The following is a 14405-nucleotide window of genomic DNA, read 5'->3' as shown; positions in this document are numbered from 1 at the left end:
CTAGAATTCCTTAGAGAGTTCGATGACGTTGTTGCGGGAGGTGCCCTTGGCGGATGCGTCAGGCTGTGAGGTAAAAATCGCATTCAGGTTGGGAAGAATGACGAATTCGCTGCCCCGTTTGATGAGGCAATTGATGTAGTCGGGACGCCACCGCATGCCCACGCTCGGCGGCTGCTCGCTCGCCGTTTTGGAGAATGTGGTGACTTCGTAGACCTTGTCGGTGCGAAGACCGATCAGCGTGCGCTCGCCTTCCATAGGAAGTTCGATGACGACGATGCGGCTGTCGATGGTCTTTTCCGCAGCGCCCATGCCGAATGCCAACCGGATATCCGCAAGCGGAATGACCTTGCCGCGGAAGTTGATGACGCTGGCGACGAAAGGCTTGCTGCCAGGGACTGCTGTTTCAGGCAGCAGGTCGAGAATTTCCTGAACAAGAACTGCTTCGATGGCGAATGTCTCGCCTTCGATGCTGAAGGTCAGAACTTCCAGGTCTTCGCGGCTTGCCCACATGTCTTCTGGCTGTTTCAAAAGAGGCTGGTTCATCCGGCAATACGCATATGCGCCTCCTGCTGCTGGCCTGCAATGACCAGGTGTCCGACATCGAGAATGAGGGCGACGCTGCCGTCTCCCAGAATGGTCGCGCCCGAGAAGGTCGCGACGTCATGGTGAAGTTTCGACATGGCCTTGATAACGGTCTGGTGGTCGCCGATGATCTGGTCCACGACGAGACCGACACGCTCGGACCCCGTGGAAATGACGACGACTTTCTGGAACTGGTCAGGGCTGGTGCCGGTCTGGAACAGTTCGCGCAGACGGATGAAGGGTACAAGGCTTTCACGCAGCGATATGAAGGAACGGCCACGCGATTTGACGTCGTTTTCCGGGGAAAGCTCCAGGCATTCCTCCACCGCAGAAAGCGGAATGACGTAGCACCCGTTGCCGACCCGCACGAGCAGACCATCAATGATGGCCAGCGTCAGCGGAATGGCGAGGGTGATTTCGGAACCGACGCCTGCGGTGCTGGAGACGTTGATGGTCCCGCGCAGCGCTTCGATTGTTTTTTTCACGACATCCATGCCGACGCCGCGACCCGACAGATTGGTGACGGCGGCGGCGGTGGAAAAGCCGGGCTCAAAGATCATCTGAAGGAGTTCCTGATCGGACAGGTTCGCACCTGCGGCGATGAGGCCCGACGATTCCGCTTTGGCCCGGACGCGCTGGCGGTCGATGCCGCGACCATCGTCCTTGATGGTGATCGTCACGTCGCCACCGGTCTGGCGGGCAACGAGGGTGACCTGTCCCGCAGGCTTTTTGCCAGCGGCAATGCGTTCTTCCGGCGTTTCAAGACCATGGTCGCAGGAGTTGCGAACGAGATGCACCAACGGATCGGCAAGACGCTCGATGACGACCTTGTCCACCTCGGTGGACTCGCCCTCGGTCACAAGCTCGATCTGCTTGCCGGTTTCGCGGGCCAGATCGTGTGTCAGACGGCGGAAGCGGCTGAAAAGCTGCGCGATGGGCACCATGCGCAGCACCATCATCGTGTCGCGCAGTTCACCGGAGAGACGCTCCACATCTTCCGATACGGAGCGAAGCTGGATATCGACGCTTGTGTTTGCCAACTGCGACAAGCGCGACTGGGCAATGACGAGTTCGCCGACGCGGTCCATCAGTTCATCGAGGCGCTCGGCAGGAACGCGGACGTTTTCCGCGCCCTTGTTTTGCTTGCCATCGGCGGCTGCCTGTGCTGCTGCCGGATTTGCCTTTGCGGCCTCTTCAACAGGTGCCAGAGGTGGCACGATTTCGGCGGATGGGGCGGGTTCGTCGGAAAGCTTTTTGACGTCGATCTCCATCTCATCCATGACGAAAATGAAGACGTCGTCGATAGCCGAGCGTGGCTTGTCCGTCGTGAGTGTCACTTTCCACGAGAGATAGAGATTGGTCGGGTCGATGCTGTCGATAGCCGGAATGGCGCTGGTATTGGCGGCAATCGTGCAGTCACCCAGTTCTGCCAGCTCATCCAGAAGGCCAAGGGGATTGGTGCCGTTGGCCATCGCATTGGAGGGCAGGCTGAAATCGATCTGCCACGTTGCAACAGAAGGTGCGTCTGCCTTCTTCGGCGCTGCTGGCTGGACATGATGGACCGCGCCCATCGCGTCGGTGCCGACTGCAGCCTGCAATTTGGCCAGAAGACGGTCGCCGGTCTCGGGCAACGCACGGGATGGATTGTCGACCAGGCAACGCATGTGATCTTGCGCTTCCAGAACGGCTGCGATCAGTTCACTGCTTGCAGGGACTTCGCCCTTGCGAACGCGGTCGAATGCGGTTTCACAATGGTGGGTGAAGGCTGCCAAGGCTTCGAAGCCGAACATGGCACCGGACCCCTTGAGGGTATGCAGGCCGCGAAAAACGGCATCGATCTGTCCCTGATTGGACAGATCATGCAACAGGTCGAGCAGACCGCTTTCGATCTGCTCGAAAAGCTCTGCCGCTTCTGTTCTGAAAACCTGAATGGGGTCCAGTATATTCATCTACCAAGAACCTTTTTAGCAATTTTTACGAGATTTTCCGGGTCGAACGGCTTCGTGACCCAGCCCGTGGCACCGGCGGCTTTCGCGCGGGCCTTCATGTCTGCGTCCGATTCCGTGGTCAGAAAGATGATGGGAATGCCTGTATGCGCAGGCGACTGGCGCAGCGCTTCGATCATTTCCAGGCCGTTCATGTTGGGCATGTTCAGATCGGTGACGATGAGGTCGAACGTGCCAGCCTTGGCTTTGGTAAGGCCATCTGCGCCATCAACCGCCTCTGTTACCTGATAACCTGCATTCGTCAGGGCAATTTTGGTGGTCATTCTGATGCTTGCAGAGTCATCGACGGTGAGAATGTTGGCGCTCATTGTATTTCCTTTCCATGCAGCCAGAAGAGGCGAGAGGCCTCGTCCATGTCGGTCAGAAAACCGCCCCGCCGCAGGGTATCGACGATTGCTGGCGAAGCCGGTTTCGTAAGTGTGATGTATTTGCCTTCGGCGCGCGCATAGAGCCGCGATGCTTCGATAAGCTGGATGAAGCTGAGGTCCGCGTGGGCATCTGCCGGGATTTCGACCGTGACGGCCTTGTTCATCTGCAACGCCTCGAAAAGCGTTTCATGAATGGCAGAGATGCCTCGTATGGAAAGCGAAGGAGGCAGATTGAGTATTTCTGGTGTCATCAGTTTTCCTAAACGTCCCCTGTTGCTTTCGCTCTGGCCAGCGAAGAAGTATGATCCGCACCCAGCAACGATCAGGCACGCGTATTGGTACGCATGTCGGCGTTGACAGTTTGTTTTGAGGATTTGCATCGGGCATGCGCCAAGCGCTAGACACAGCCATGACCGCACCATCCAGCCGAACCTGGACAGCGTTTCAAATCGATACATTGTTGAAATCGGGTCGGCTTCATGCAACCCGTTATAGCGGTGCACAACTGCTGCGATGCGCCGCTATCTGTTGGTTCCGCTTGTTATATTAGCCATATTCATATGCGCGGACTAGTTAATGCGTCGTTAAGCCAGGTTGCGATTAGTCGCATTCCTTAAGATGTATGGTTGCGCTGCCTTAATTCAAAATGCCTGTCGGCAATATATTAGATTTACTACCGAAGATATACGGTACTCAAACACCGTTACGTTACATAAAGTTGATAAGAGTATCGTCGTCGTTACTCGATAACGTTCCTGTGAAGCGCAGGTACAGGTGCCTCATATCCGTGGTTACGACCTCTCATGCTCCGTGATCGTCACAGCCAAAGAAGTTATCAGCCATTTTTCACAGGCCGCTGTAAATCGCGTCTAGACGCACGAAAATCTGCCCGAAGAAATAGTTCAAAGCATTGATATAAATAAGTAATTATCAGTCTTAATTTTTTATGACCGGTGCTGTTGCAGAAGGGGAATGATTCGAATACGTTTTTACGGCAACGTTTCAGTGAGGGAGGAGACTCATGCGCATTCGTTTTATTTTGGCCGCTCTGTCGGCTGGTGTGATGCTTCCGGCAAGTATTGCCGCAGCGACAGACCTGGAAGTAACGCACTGGTGGACATCGGGTAGTGAGGCCGCAGCGGTGGGAGAGCTCGCCAAGGCTTTCGATGCAACCGGCAATAAGTGGGTCGATGGTGCCATTGCCGGATCGGGCGGTACGGCGAGACCAATCATGATCAGCCGCATCACCGGCGGCGATCCGATGGGCGCAACCCAGTTCAACCATGGTCGCCAGGCAGAAGAATTGGCGCAGTCCGGTTTGATGCGCGATCTGACCGACGTAGCTGAAAAGGGCAACTGGAAAGAGATTATCAAGCCAGCCAGCCTGCTCGAAAGCTGCACCATCGACGGCAAGATTTATTGCGCGCCCGTCAACATTCACTCGTGGCAGTGGCTATGGCTTTCCAATGCAGCTTTCAAGAAGGCTGGCGTAGAGGTTCCCAAGAACTGGACGGAATTCATCGCCGCAGCGCCTGCTTTGCAAAAGGCCGGAATTCAGCCGCTCGCGCTGGGTGGTCAGGCTTGGCAGGCCAACGGTCTGTTCGATACGCTGTTGATTGCGATGGGAGGCAAGGACCTTTACGAAAAGGTCTACAAGGATAAGGACGCCGAGGTTGCCGCCGGACCGGACATGCAGAAGATTTTCGCTGCTGCCGACGAAGCCCGCAAGCTGACAAAGGGTTCCAACGTTCAAGACTGGAACCAGGCAACGAACATGGTCATCACCGGCAAAGCTGGCGGCCAGATCATGGGTGACTGGGCGCAAGGTGAGTTCCAACTAGCCAATATGAAAGCGGGAACCGATTACACCTGCCTTCCAGGCCTTGGTCTCAATGAATATCTGACAGCCAATGGCGACGCTTTCTATTTTCCTTTGTTGAAAGACGAAGCGAAGTCCAAGGCGCAGGAGGTTCTGGCAGAAGTGATCGTCGATCCCAAGACACAGTTGGCCTTCAACCTGAAGAAGGGCTCGCTTCCCATCCGCTCGGACGTTGACCTCGGTGTCGCGAACGACTGCATGAAAAAGGGTCTGGATATCTTGGCGAAGGGCAATGTGCTGGCAAGCACGGATCAGTTGATCTCCGCCGATACGCAAAAGCAAAAAGAGGACTTGATGTCCGAGTTTTTTGCCAATGCGTCCCTCACTGCCGAGGCTGCACAAAAGCGTTTTGCTGACATCATTGCCTCAGCAGACTGATCTTCTTCGTCTGTCACCGGCAAACGCTTACGTTTGCCGGTGACAGACGCCTCCTTACCCGACGCCCTTGATTTTGCGTCTGGAAAATCGTGCCGCGGGATATGCTGAAGCTACCCGCCGCGCAATCAACCTTTATGATTGATGAGGAGTGGTACATGGCGGTTAAAAGCCATTCTGGTCGTCCCAACCAGCTATTCCGCAATCTGAATTCAAAGATTGCATCTATCCCCATGATCCTGACCGCGATGGTCATCTTCATGGGCGGAACGATCTGGACAGTCGTTTATTCCTTTACGAATTCAAAATTGCTACCTCGCGCGACATTCATTGGTTTTGAACAATATGAACGCCTCTGGGCGGCGCCCCGTTGGCTGATATCGATCCAGAACCTAGCCATATACGGCATTCTTTCGCTGATTTTCAGCCTTGTCATCGGCTTCGTGCTGGCGGCGCTGATGGATCAGAAAATCAGGTTCGAGAATACCTTTAGAACAATCTTTCTCTATCCCTTCGCCCTGTCCTTTATCGTCACCGGCCTTGTCTGGCAGTGGCTGTTGAACCCGGAGTTCGGCATTCAGGCCGTTGTGCGGTCTCTCGGCTGGGAAAGTTTCACCTTCGATCCGCTCTATAATTCGGATTTCGTGATCTATGGCATCTTGATTGCGGCACTCTGGCAAGGCACCGGCCTCGTCATGTGCCTCATGCTGGCGGGTCTGCGCGGGATCGATGAGGACATCTGGAAGGCCTCTCGTGTGGACGGTATTCCCATGTGGAAGACCTATATCCTCATCGTCATCCCGATGATGCGCCCGGTTTTCATCACTACCTTGGTCATCATCGCTAGCGGCATCGTCAAAGTGTACGACCTCGTGGTGGCACAAACCAGCGGCGGCCCCGGCATCGCATCGGAAGTGCCTGCCAAGTACGTCTACGATTATATGTTCCAGGCGCAAAACCTGGGGCAGGGCTTCGCCGCATCGACCATGATGCTGCTGACGGTCGCCATCATTGTTGTTCCATGGGCCTATCTCGAGTTCGGAGGGCGCAAGCGTGGCTAATATCTCGACACTGAATACGGTCGCGGCAGGCGTCGATCCCGTCTCGGCCCAACTCGATGGTCCACGCGGGCGCAAGCCTAAGAAGCGGCTGTCCCGGCGCAACATCATCCTCTATGGCAGCCTGACCATTGCTGCGCTCTATTATCTGTTACCTCTTTACGTGATGGTCGTGACATCGCTTAAAGGCATGCCTGAAATCCGCATGGGCAACATCTTTGCTCCGCCGCTCGAAATTACTTTTGAGCCGTGGGTCAAGGCATGGTCCAATGCCTGTACCGGTCTCAATTGCGATGGCCTGTCACGTGGCTTCTGGAACTCCGTGCTCATCACGCTCCCATCCACCATCGTATCGATTGTGATTGCATCGGTCAGTGGATACGCATTGGCGAACTGGAAGTTCAAAGGCTCGGAGTTTTTCTTCTCCATCCTCATCATCGGTGCGTTCATTCCCTATCAGGTGATGATCTATCCGATCGTGATTGTCCTGCGTGAAATGGGCGTTTATGGCACGTTGACCGGCCTCGTTATCGTGCACACGATTTTCGGAATGCCGATCCTCACCCTGTTGTTTCGCAACTACTTCGCGGGTCTGCCGGAAGAGTTGTTCAAGGCAGCGCGCATCGATGGTGCGAATTTCTGGCAAATCTATTTTCGCATCATGGCCCCCATGTCGCTGCCGATTTTCGTGGTGGCCATGATCTTGCAGGTGACCGGCATCTGGAACGACTTCCTGTTCGGCGTCGTCTTCACCAGACCGGAATATTACCCGATGACGGTTCAGCTCAACAACATCGTCAACTCGGTTCAAGGCGTGAAGGAATACAACGTCAATATGGCGGCGACCCTTCTGACCGGTGCCGTTCCGCTGTTCGTCTATTTCGTTTCAGGCAGACTTTTTGTCCGCGGCATCGCCGCAGGCGCAGTCAAAGGTTAAGCTTCATGAATAAAAGCGTCTCCATTCGCGACCTGTCCTTGTCCTTCGGTGCAGTCAACGTACTCTCGGATCTCAATCTCGATATTTACGAAGGTGAATTTCTCGTCCTTCTCGGCTCGTCCGGCTGCGGAAAATCCACATTGCTCAATTGCATTGCTGGACTTCTGGAGCCGACGGAAGGGCAAATCTTCATCAAGGACCGAAACGTCACCTGGGAAGAGCCGAAGGACCGAGGAATCGGCATGGTGTTCCAGTCTTACGCGCTTTACCCGCAGATGACGGTCGAAAAGAACCTGTCCTTTGGTTTGCAGGTTGCCAAGATACCAAAAGAGGAAATCGACAAGCGCGTGAAGCGCGCCGCCGGCATTCTCCAGATCGAGCCACTGCTGAAACGCAAACCGGCAGAACTTTCGGGCGGTCAGCGTCAACGTGTGGCCATCGGACGCGCGCTGGTGCGCGATGTGGATGTGTTCCTGTTCGATGAGCCGCTGTCCAACCTCGATGCGAAGCTACGCTCGGAACTGCGTGTGGAAATCAAACGGCTTCACCAGTCGCTGAAAAACACGATGATTTACGTCACGCATGACCAGATCGAGGCGCTGACATTGGCAGACCGCATAGCGATTATGAAAAGCGGCGTCATTCAGCAGTTGGACGATCCGATTTCGATCTACAACAAGCCGAAGAACCTGTTCGTGGCAGGCTTCATCGGCTCTCCGTCGATGAACTTTCTGCGCGGTGAACTTGCGGAAAAGGACGGCAAGGTCGTGTTCGCCACCAATGGTGTCAGCTTCACGCTGGATGGTTATGACGCGTCTTCGGCACTGAGGCCAGGAGCGACAGCTGTGCTCGGCGTTCGGCCAGAGCATGTGCGTGTCGACAACGACATTACCGGTGGTGAAATCCATGACGCCGTTGTCGATATCGAAGAGCCGATGGGGGCGGACAATCTCATCTGGCTCAAGCTTGCCGGTCACACCATGTCCGTGCGGGTCGGCGGCCACCGCCGCTTCGCGCCGGGCACGAAGGTGAAGCTCGCCTTCGATATGTCCATGGCCTCCCTTTTCGATGCGACGACGGAAGACCGCATCTGAACCCATATCCCACCCTTCCACCGGACACAGTCCCAATGTCAGGAGAGACAGATGACGAAACTCGGCTTTCAACTTTACAGCGCGCGTAATTTCCCGCCGCTTTCAGATACCCTCAAGAAACTCTCAGCGGCAGGTTACGCCCATGTCGAAGGGTTCGGCGGCATTTACGGCACGATGGACGACGCGGCCTTGAAAGAGCTACGCAGCGATCTCGACGCCAATAATCTGACCATGCCGACCGGCCATTTCGGTCTGGATTTGCTGGAGAGCGAGCCACAGAAAGCACTGAACATCGCGAAAATCCTCGGGGTTGAGACGATTTACTGCCCTTATCTTCTGCCCGACCAGCGCCCAAGCGATGCCGCTGGTTGGCTGGCCTTCGGCAAGCGTCTTCAGGAAGCTGCCAAGCCTTACCGTGATGCAGGTCTCGCCTTTGGCTGGCACAACCACGACTTTGAATTTGTGAAACTGGAAGACGGCACCACGCCGCAGGAGCAAATTTTTGCAGGCGGTCCTGAACTGGAGTGGGAAGCGGACATTGCCTGGATCATTCGCGGCAAAGCCGATCCGTTTGAGTGGATCGAGCGTTACGCAAGCCGTATCACCGCGGTGCATGTGAAGGACATCGCGCCATCAGGCGAAAATACGGACGAAGACGGCTGGGCGGATGTTGGCCACGGCACCGTGGACTGGAAAGGCCTTGTCGATGTGCTGAAGAAAACCGCCGTCAAATATTACGTGGTCGAACATGACAATCCTAGCGATGCCGACCGTCTGATCACCAGATCGATCGCATCCTTCAACAGCTACTAATCCAAATTTGGAGTGACATTCATGGCCAAGGAACTTGGCGTCGGCATCATTGGATGCGGCAATATCTCAACCACCTATTTCTCGCTATCGCCCCTGTTCAAGGGCTTGAAAGTTCTGGCCTGCGCCGACCTCAACCGCAGTGCCGCCGAACTGAGAGCCGAAGAATACGGGGTCAAGGCGCAGTCCATCGAGGAGCTGCTCCAGAACGACGAAATTGACGTGGTGGTGAACCTCACCATCCCCGCAGCGCATTTCGGGGTGTCGAAAGCCATTCTGGAGGCTGGTAAGCACGTCTATTCCGAAAAACCGCTCGTTCTAACGTTGGAAGAAGGCGAGGAGCTGCGGCGTCTGGCGACAGAAAAGAACCTCGCTGTCGGTTGTGCGCCCGATACGTTTCTGGGCGGTGCGCACCAGTTGGCGCGTAAATATATCGATGAGGGCGGTGTCGGTCGCATCACCTCGGGTACATGCCATGTCATGAGTCCCGGCATGGAAATGTGGCACCCCAACCCCGGCTTCTTCTTCCTCGAAGGCGGCGGCCCGATCCTCGATCTCGGCCCCTATTACATCGCCAATCTCATCAACCTCATCGGCCCGGTCAAACGTGTCGGTGCCCTGACGTCGATGGCGAACCCGACGCGGACGGTGACCAGCCAGCCTCTGAACGGTCAGGTCATTCCTGTGGAAACCCCCACCAATATCCACGCCCTCCTGGAGTTCGTGAATGGTGCGACGATCACCCTGTCGGCCAGCTGGGATGTGTGGTCGCACCGCCATGCCAATATGGAGCTATACGGCACGGAAGGCTCGGTCTACGTGCCCGATCCGAACTTCTTCGGCGGCGTGGTCGAGGCCAGCGGTCGCGACAAGGACATCAAGCCGCTGGAAAACTGGGAGCATCCTTTCGGGATTGCCAATCAGGAAAGCCCGCAGGGTGCACGCGCCAACTACCGCACGGCAGGGCTGGCCGATATGGCGCTGGCCTTGATCGAAGGACGCGATGCACGCTGCTCGCTGGAACGGTCCCTTCACGGCATCGACGTGATGACATCGATCCTGAAGTCCGGCGAGGAAGGTCGGTTCATTGAGTTGACCACCACCTGCACGCAGCCGGCGGCATTGGGTATCGAAGAAGCCAAGGCATTGCTCCGATAAAACTGACAAGGCGGGTGCGCAGGCCGCATCCGCCTTTTCTGCTCTTCAACCGACGAGAATATCCGTGCAGATTGCCGCCTTGAGCGGCAGATGGTCGGATGCGACCCGCGACAACGCGCTGTCATGCGCCGTTACATTTTCGATCAGGCCTTCTTGGTTGGAAATGATCCGGTCGAGTGCCAGCACCGGCAATCCCGATGGGAAGCTGGGAACTGCTGGCGGCAGGCTGCCGAAGGCATCGCGGAACGTATTGAGCGATGAGCCATTTCCCAGCCGCCATTCGTTGAGATCACCGAGCAGAATTGTTGGCTGCTCGTCGCGCATGTTGAGAAGATCGACAAGCGCTTTGGCCTGCTGCGCGCGTGAGCGGCGCAACAGCCCGAAATGGGCAGCGATGATGCGCAATGTCCCACCCTGTTTCAATTCTAACTCCACGACAAGCGCACCACGCGGTTCCAGACCTGGAAGCCTAAGCGGATGAACATCACGAACGGAGCCTTCTCGGAACAGAACGACGTTGCCGTGCCAGCCATGGGCCTTGGCGCTCGCGCTGATCGGCACCGGCGTCAGCCCGCACTCGCGCTCCAGCCTGCCGAGGTCGAGCAAGCCGGTGCGCTCTCCGAACCGGCTGTCGGCCTCCTGTAGCGCAATGATATCGGCACCAATTTCCTTGATGACATGGCAGATGCGGTCCGGGTCGAATTTACGGTCGCGCCCCACACATTTGTGAACGTTGTAGGATGCGATAATGGGCTGTCCCTCCTCTCCGCAACCGTTGCTCTCCGTCTGGCGTTTCTTGCGATTGCGCAGGGATGTCATCAGAACGGAGGACAGGCTGTCGGGTTTGGTTCGTTTCAATTTCATATCTCGCATCAACGATTTCATTCCCAACACTCAAAGGTGTCGCCCTTAAAGATAGGGCGATGCCAGCCACAAAATCCGCTCGAAAAGCCGGACAGGAAACGGGCGAGCCCGTAAGGCTTCGAGGTTCACAGCCACTGCCGTCTCCATCGCGTCGGTGATGCGCGCGGAGACTGCTTCGGCGAAACCCTCATCCATAACTTCTATGTCCACCTCAAAGTTCAATCGCAACGATCTTGGATCGAGATTGGACGAGCCGACATAGGACCAACGGTCATCGATGACGAGCAGTTTGGAATGGTTGAACGGGCCGGTCGCGCGCCAGATGCGACAATAGCTTTTCAGCATCTGATCGAACTGTGCCGTCATGGCATGGTCGACCAATGTCAGATTGTTGTTCGCAGGAATGATGATATCGACCTGCACGCCACGCCGGGCTGCCGTCGTCAGTGCGGAGATCAATTCGCGATCCGGCAGGAAATAGGGCGACATGATGCGGATGGACGAGCGGGCAACGGAAAAAGCGCCCATCAGCATCTTGTGACTGGTCTCGATGCTGTTATCCGGCCCCGAAGCGACCACGCGTGCCAATACCGGCTGACCCGGCTCGCCCTCGGGAAGCGTGACATCCCAGACCGGGCCATCCAAAAGCTCGCCCGTAGTAAAGCGCCAGTCTTCGGCGGCAACGGTGAACAGATCGGCGACCAGCGGCCCTCTCACCTTGAAATGGGTGTCGTGAGAATGGTGTTCTCTAGCAAACTCCGCCGTGAAACCTTCGCGAATATTCATGCCGCCGGTAAAGGCGATGCGGCCATCCACCACCAGAATTTTCCGGTGCGTTCTGAGATTGGCGTAGGGAAGGCGAAGACCCATGATGACATTACCGTTGAAAACCGCAGCCCGGATGGCGGCTTTTCGAAGGGCAGGCAAAATGCTTGGAACAGAATAGCGGGCACCCACCGCATCCACCAGTACCCTGACCTCGACACCACGATCGCAGGCATCGGCCAGCGCTTCGACGATACGGATGCCGATACGGTCCTGATCGAAAATGTAGGTTTCGAGAATGATGGACCGTTTGGCGTTCGCGATGGCATCCAGCATATCGGTATAGGCGATATCGCCGGAGTTCAGCGGCTCGATGACATTGCCGGTCGTCAGCGCCGTGCGCGTAACGCGGTCACCAACCGTTTTCATGGAGGCGAAACGTCGTCCGAACCGCTCGACGACAAGACTATCGTCGGCATCGAAACGCGCGACCCGGTCCATGATGGTGCCATGCATCAAAGAGCGCTGCTGGCCGAGTGCCGTGCGCCTGATGCGGTTGATGCCAGCGATGGCGTAGATGGCGGCGCCGACGAAAGGTGAGAGCAGGATGACGCCGACCCAGCCAAGTGCCGTGCGGACTTCCTGTTTCGTCATGGTAGCGTGGATGGCAGCGGCTGCACCCATGATTGCGGAGAGGGTTGCGAGGATGTGCGGCCAGTAGGCGGTCATGAGGTCGATCATATCGGGAATATAGATGAGTTCGGCCCTGCCGCAAGCGACATCGCCTGCCAGCTGTGTAGCGATGTGTTAAGACTCTGTAAGCTATATTCCACCAACGGATTCAACAACGCCGATGAGATCATGAGAGCCGATCAGCAGCCCTTTGCCGGAAATAGACCGGCGATCACAAGTTCGCGGACTTGTATTCAAATCCGAAATATTTTACCACCTTTGCACATCCTGAAAATTGGTGGAACGCCATGCGTTTGAGACATATTGCGCTTTTCGCCTGCACCGCTCTCATGCTTGCAGGCTGCAACGAAACGCTCGAGACCGTCGAGCGTGATGTTTCCCATGTGAAAAACAAGGTCGATTACCCGCTAGCTCCATCCATTCTTGCCGAAATGGACAAGAAGAACATGGATCGCAACGCGCCGATCATGATCCGTATTTTCAAGGAAGAGGGTAAGCTTGAGATTTGGAAGGCCCGTCGCGACAACCGCTTTGAGGTCATCGCCTCCTACGACATCTGCGCATGGTCTGGAAAGCTCGGCCCCAAGGTCAGGGAAGGCGACCGGCAGGCGCCCGAAGGTTTTTACAATCTGACGCCGGGACACCTTAACCCCAACTCCAATTACTATCTGGCGATCAATACCGGTTTTCCCAATCGGTATGATCAGGCAAACGGGCGCAACGGCACCAACCTGATGATCCACGGCGCATGTTCGTCGTCGGGCTGCTACTCCATGACGGATGCACAGGTTCTGGAAATTTACGGCTTTGCGCGCGACGCCTTCAAGGGTGGCCAGAAGACGGTGCAGTTGCAGGCCCTGCCATTCCGCATGACGGCGGAAAACATGGCACGCCACCGCAAGAGCGAGCATTTTGAATTCTGGAAGATGCTGAAGGTCGGTTACGACAACTTCGAAGTGACCAAGCGTCCGCCTGAAGTCAATGTCTGCGAAAAGAAGTACGTGTTCAATCAGCAGATCGAAGGTGGGCAGTTCAATGCTTCCGCTGCTTGCCCCAAGATGAGCACCCCGCCAGCCCTTGCCAGTGCGCTGACGAACTATGACAAGACCTACCAGCTTGCCTATGCCAAGGCGACCAACAAGCTTGACGGCATGGTCTGGTATGATCCCAGCGAAGCCGAGCGCAAGGCACTGGTTGCCGAAAAGCGTAAGGGTCGCGAGCCCGCCTATGCTCCAACCGGCTCGGCGCTCAAGGCAGGCAAGCTGATGAAGGAAACCGAATTTGCCGCGCTGATGGAAAAGAAGGCGGCCAAGGGCATTTCCGGCCAGGCTGCAACAGCCATGGCTTCGGCAGCAAATCCGGGTGCAACGACTGCGGCGACGGTCGTGACACGGCAGCCGGCAGCCACCCCAGCGGCGGCACCGACGATGGTTGCTTCCGCTGCGCCGGTGGCAGCGCAACCGCAGGCAGGCGCGCCGCAAAGCGTTCCGGTGCCCACGGTCAACCCGCTAGCCTTCAGCGCACCACCGTCACCCGACGATGCGCAGAAGAAGCCGTTCTGGAAGTTCTGGGCCAAGCAATGACCGCTAGTCATGCCGAAATCTACGATCTAAGGGGGCTGAAATGCCCCCTTCCTGTTTTAAGGTGCCGCAAGAAGCTGTCGCGGATGCGGGCTGGTGACGAGCTCAGCGTCGAAACCAGCGATCCGCTTGCCATCATCGACATTCCCCATATGTGTCGTGAAGACGGACATACCCTGCTGGAGGCCACGCCCACGGAAGCAGGCCACAGGTTCCATATCCGTAAGACTTAGGAT

The 14405-nt window shown here is 56.4% G+C and carries 14 protein-coding genes; 8 read left to right on the top strand and 6 right to left on the bottom strand.

The window, feature by feature from the left end; translation table 11 throughout:
• Genes QRN55_RS03515 through QRN55_RS03500 form a run of 4 tightly spaced genes read right to left on the bottom strand, consistent with a single transcriptional unit; the run spans position 1 to position 3207 of the window.
• The gene (locus QRN55_RS03515) at positions 1–543 is read right to left on the bottom strand and encodes a chemotaxis protein CheW (protein ID WP_111841157.1); all 543 of its coding nucleotides are present in this window, start codon (positions 541–543) and stop codon (positions 1–3) included.
• Positions 540–2531, bottom strand: coding sequence for a chemotaxis protein CheA (locus tag QRN55_RS03510; protein ID WP_284774866.1), 1992 nt, complete (start codon positions 2529–2531; stop codon positions 540–542). The genes QRN55_RS03515 and QRN55_RS03510 overlap by 4 nt, the downstream gene beginning before the upstream one ends.
• Complete coding sequence (locus tag QRN55_RS03505; protein WP_111841159.1) at positions 2528–2896, bottom strand: response regulator; 369 nt, start codon at positions 2894–2896, stop codon at positions 2528–2530. The genes QRN55_RS03510 and QRN55_RS03505 overlap by 4 nt, the downstream gene beginning before the upstream one ends.
• Positions 2893–3207, bottom strand: coding sequence for an STAS domain-containing protein (locus QRN55_RS03500; protein WP_111841160.1), 315 nt, complete (start codon positions 3205–3207; stop codon positions 2893–2895). Before QRN55_RS03500 ends, QRN55_RS03505 begins: the two co-directional genes overlap by 4 nt.
• 770 nt (positions 3208–3977) lie before the next feature.
• Between QRN55_RS03500 and QRN55_RS03495 the strand changes: the two genes are divergently transcribed.
• The 6 genes from QRN55_RS03495 (at position 3978) to QRN55_RS03470 (ending at position 10267) form a co-directional block, all read left to right on the top strand.
• The gene (locus QRN55_RS03495; RefSeq protein ID WP_284774864.1) at positions 3978–5213 is read left to right on the top strand and encodes an ABC transporter substrate-binding protein; all 1236 of its coding nucleotides are present in this window, start codon (positions 3978–3980) and stop codon (positions 5211–5213) included.
• Positions 5214–5368: 155 nt separating this feature from the next.
• Positions 5369–6271 (top strand): carbohydrate ABC transporter permease, encoded by a 903-nt coding sequence (locus tag QRN55_RS03490; protein ID WP_111841162.1) that lies wholly within the window; start codon positions 5369–5371, stop codon positions 6269–6271.
• Positions 6264–7205 (top strand): carbohydrate ABC transporter permease, encoded by a 942-nt coding sequence (locus QRN55_RS03485; protein WP_284774860.1) that lies wholly within the window; start codon positions 6264–6266, stop codon positions 7203–7205. Before QRN55_RS03490 ends, QRN55_RS03485 begins: the two co-directional genes overlap by 8 nt.
• Before the next feature lie 5 nt (positions 7206–7210).
• On the top strand, positions 7211–8299 hold the full coding sequence (locus tag QRN55_RS03480) for an ABC transporter ATP-binding protein (protein ID WP_284774857.1): 1089 nt from the start codon (positions 7211–7213) through the stop codon (positions 8297–8299).
• Between the two features lie 51 nt (positions 8300–8350).
• The gene (locus QRN55_RS03475; RefSeq protein ID WP_284774855.1) at positions 8351–9112 is read left to right on the top strand and encodes a sugar phosphate isomerase/epimerase family protein; all 762 of its coding nucleotides are present in this window, start codon (positions 8351–8353) and stop codon (positions 9110–9112) included.
• A gap of 21 nt (positions 9113–9133) precedes the next feature.
• Positions 9134–10267 carry a Gfo/Idh/MocA family protein gene (locus QRN55_RS03470; RefSeq protein ID WP_284774853.1) on the top strand — a complete coding sequence of 378 codons (1134 nt, stop codon included), beginning with the start codon at positions 9134–9136 and terminating at the stop codon, positions 10265–10267.
• Positions 10268–10312: 45 nt separating this feature from the next.
• Here QRN55_RS03470 and QRN55_RS03465 read toward each other — a convergent pair whose 3' ends face one another.
• Together QRN55_RS03465 and QRN55_RS03460 are read right to left on the bottom strand one after the other, a co-directional pair.
• The gene (locus tag QRN55_RS03465) at positions 10313–11131 is read right to left on the bottom strand and encodes an endonuclease/exonuclease/phosphatase family protein (protein WP_284774852.1); all 819 of its coding nucleotides are present in this window, start codon (positions 11129–11131) and stop codon (positions 10313–10315) included.
• Between the two features lie 45 nt (positions 11132–11176).
• On the bottom strand, positions 11177–12637 hold the full coding sequence (locus tag QRN55_RS03460; RefSeq protein WP_284774850.1) for a phospholipase D-like domain-containing protein: 1461 nt from the start codon (positions 12635–12637) through the stop codon (positions 11177–11179).
• 239 nt (positions 12638–12876) lie between these two features.
• Here QRN55_RS03460 and QRN55_RS03455 point away from each other — a divergent pair, with 239 nt between their 5' ends.
• Positions 12877–14172 carry a L,D-transpeptidase family protein gene (locus tag QRN55_RS03455; RefSeq protein ID WP_284774848.1) on the top strand — a complete coding sequence of 432 codons (1296 nt, stop codon included), beginning with the start codon at positions 12877–12879 and terminating at the stop codon, positions 14170–14172.
• Entirely contained in the window at positions 14169–14402 is a 234-nt protein-coding gene (locus QRN55_RS03450) for a sulfurtransferase TusA family protein (RefSeq protein ID WP_284774847.1), read from the top strand. The genes QRN55_RS03455 and QRN55_RS03450 overlap by 4 nt, the downstream gene beginning before the upstream one ends.
• Positions 14403–14405: the final 3 nt, after the last annotated feature.

It is taken from the genome of Agrobacterium sp. lyk4-40-TYG-31 (genome assembly GCF_030209855.1).
In the GTDB taxonomy this organism is placed as follows: domain Bacteria; phylum Pseudomonadota; class Alphaproteobacteria; order Rhizobiales; family Rhizobiaceae; genus Agrobacterium; species Agrobacterium vaccinii.
This window is presented reverse-complemented; position numbering and strand designations above follow the sequence as displayed.

What these genes read in the sequence shown, in the direction of transcription:
- QRN55_RS03465 (WP_284774852.1), bottom strand. Translation starts at nt 11,131, where the DNA reads ATGAAATTGAAACGAACCAAACCCGACAGCCTGTCCTCCGTTCTGATG.
- QRN55_RS03500 (WP_111841160.1), bottom strand. Translation starts at nt 3,207, where the DNA reads ATGACACCAGAAATACTCAATCTGCCTCCTTCGCTTTCCATACGAGGC.
- QRN55_RS03475 (WP_284774855.1), top strand. Translation starts at nt 8,351, where the DNA reads ATGACGAAACTCGGCTTTCAACTTTACAGCGCGCGTAATTTCCCGCCG.
- QRN55_RS03460 (WP_284774850.1), bottom strand. Translation starts at nt 12,637, where the DNA reads ATGATCGACCTCATGACCGCCTACTGGCCGCACATCCTCGCAACCCTC.
- QRN55_RS03515 (WP_111841157.1), bottom strand. Translation starts at nt 543, where the DNA reads ATGAACCAGCCTCTTTTGAAACAGCCAGAAGACATGTGGGCAAGCCGC.
- QRN55_RS03505 (WP_111841159.1), bottom strand. Translation starts at nt 2,896, where the DNA reads ATGAGCGCCAACATTCTCACCGTCGATGACTCTGCAAGCATCAGAATG.
- QRN55_RS03480 (WP_284774857.1), top strand. Translation starts at nt 7,211, where the DNA reads ATGAATAAAAGCGTCTCCATTCGCGACCTGTCCTTGTCCTTCGGTGCA.
- QRN55_RS03495 (WP_284774864.1), top strand. Translation starts at nt 3,978, where the DNA reads ATGCGCATTCGTTTTATTTTGGCCGCTCTGTCGGCTGGTGTGATGCTT.
- QRN55_RS03455 (WP_284774848.1), top strand. Translation starts at nt 12,877, where the DNA reads ATGCGTTTGAGACATATTGCGCTTTTCGCCTGCACCGCTCTCATGCTT.
- QRN55_RS03510 (WP_284774866.1), bottom strand. Translation starts at nt 2,531, where the DNA reads ATGAATATACTGGACCCCATTCAGGTTTTCAGAACAGAAGCGGCAGAG.
- QRN55_RS03450 (WP_284774847.1), top strand. Translation starts at nt 14,169, where the DNA reads ATGACCGCTAGTCATGCCGAAATCTACGATCTAAGGGGGCTGAAATGC.
- QRN55_RS03470 (WP_284774853.1), top strand. Translation starts at nt 9,134, where the DNA reads ATGGCCAAGGAACTTGGCGTCGGCATCATTGGATGCGGCAATATCTCA.
- QRN55_RS03490 (WP_111841162.1), top strand. Translation starts at nt 5,369, where the DNA reads ATGGCGGTTAAAAGCCATTCTGGTCGTCCCAACCAGCTATTCCGCAAT.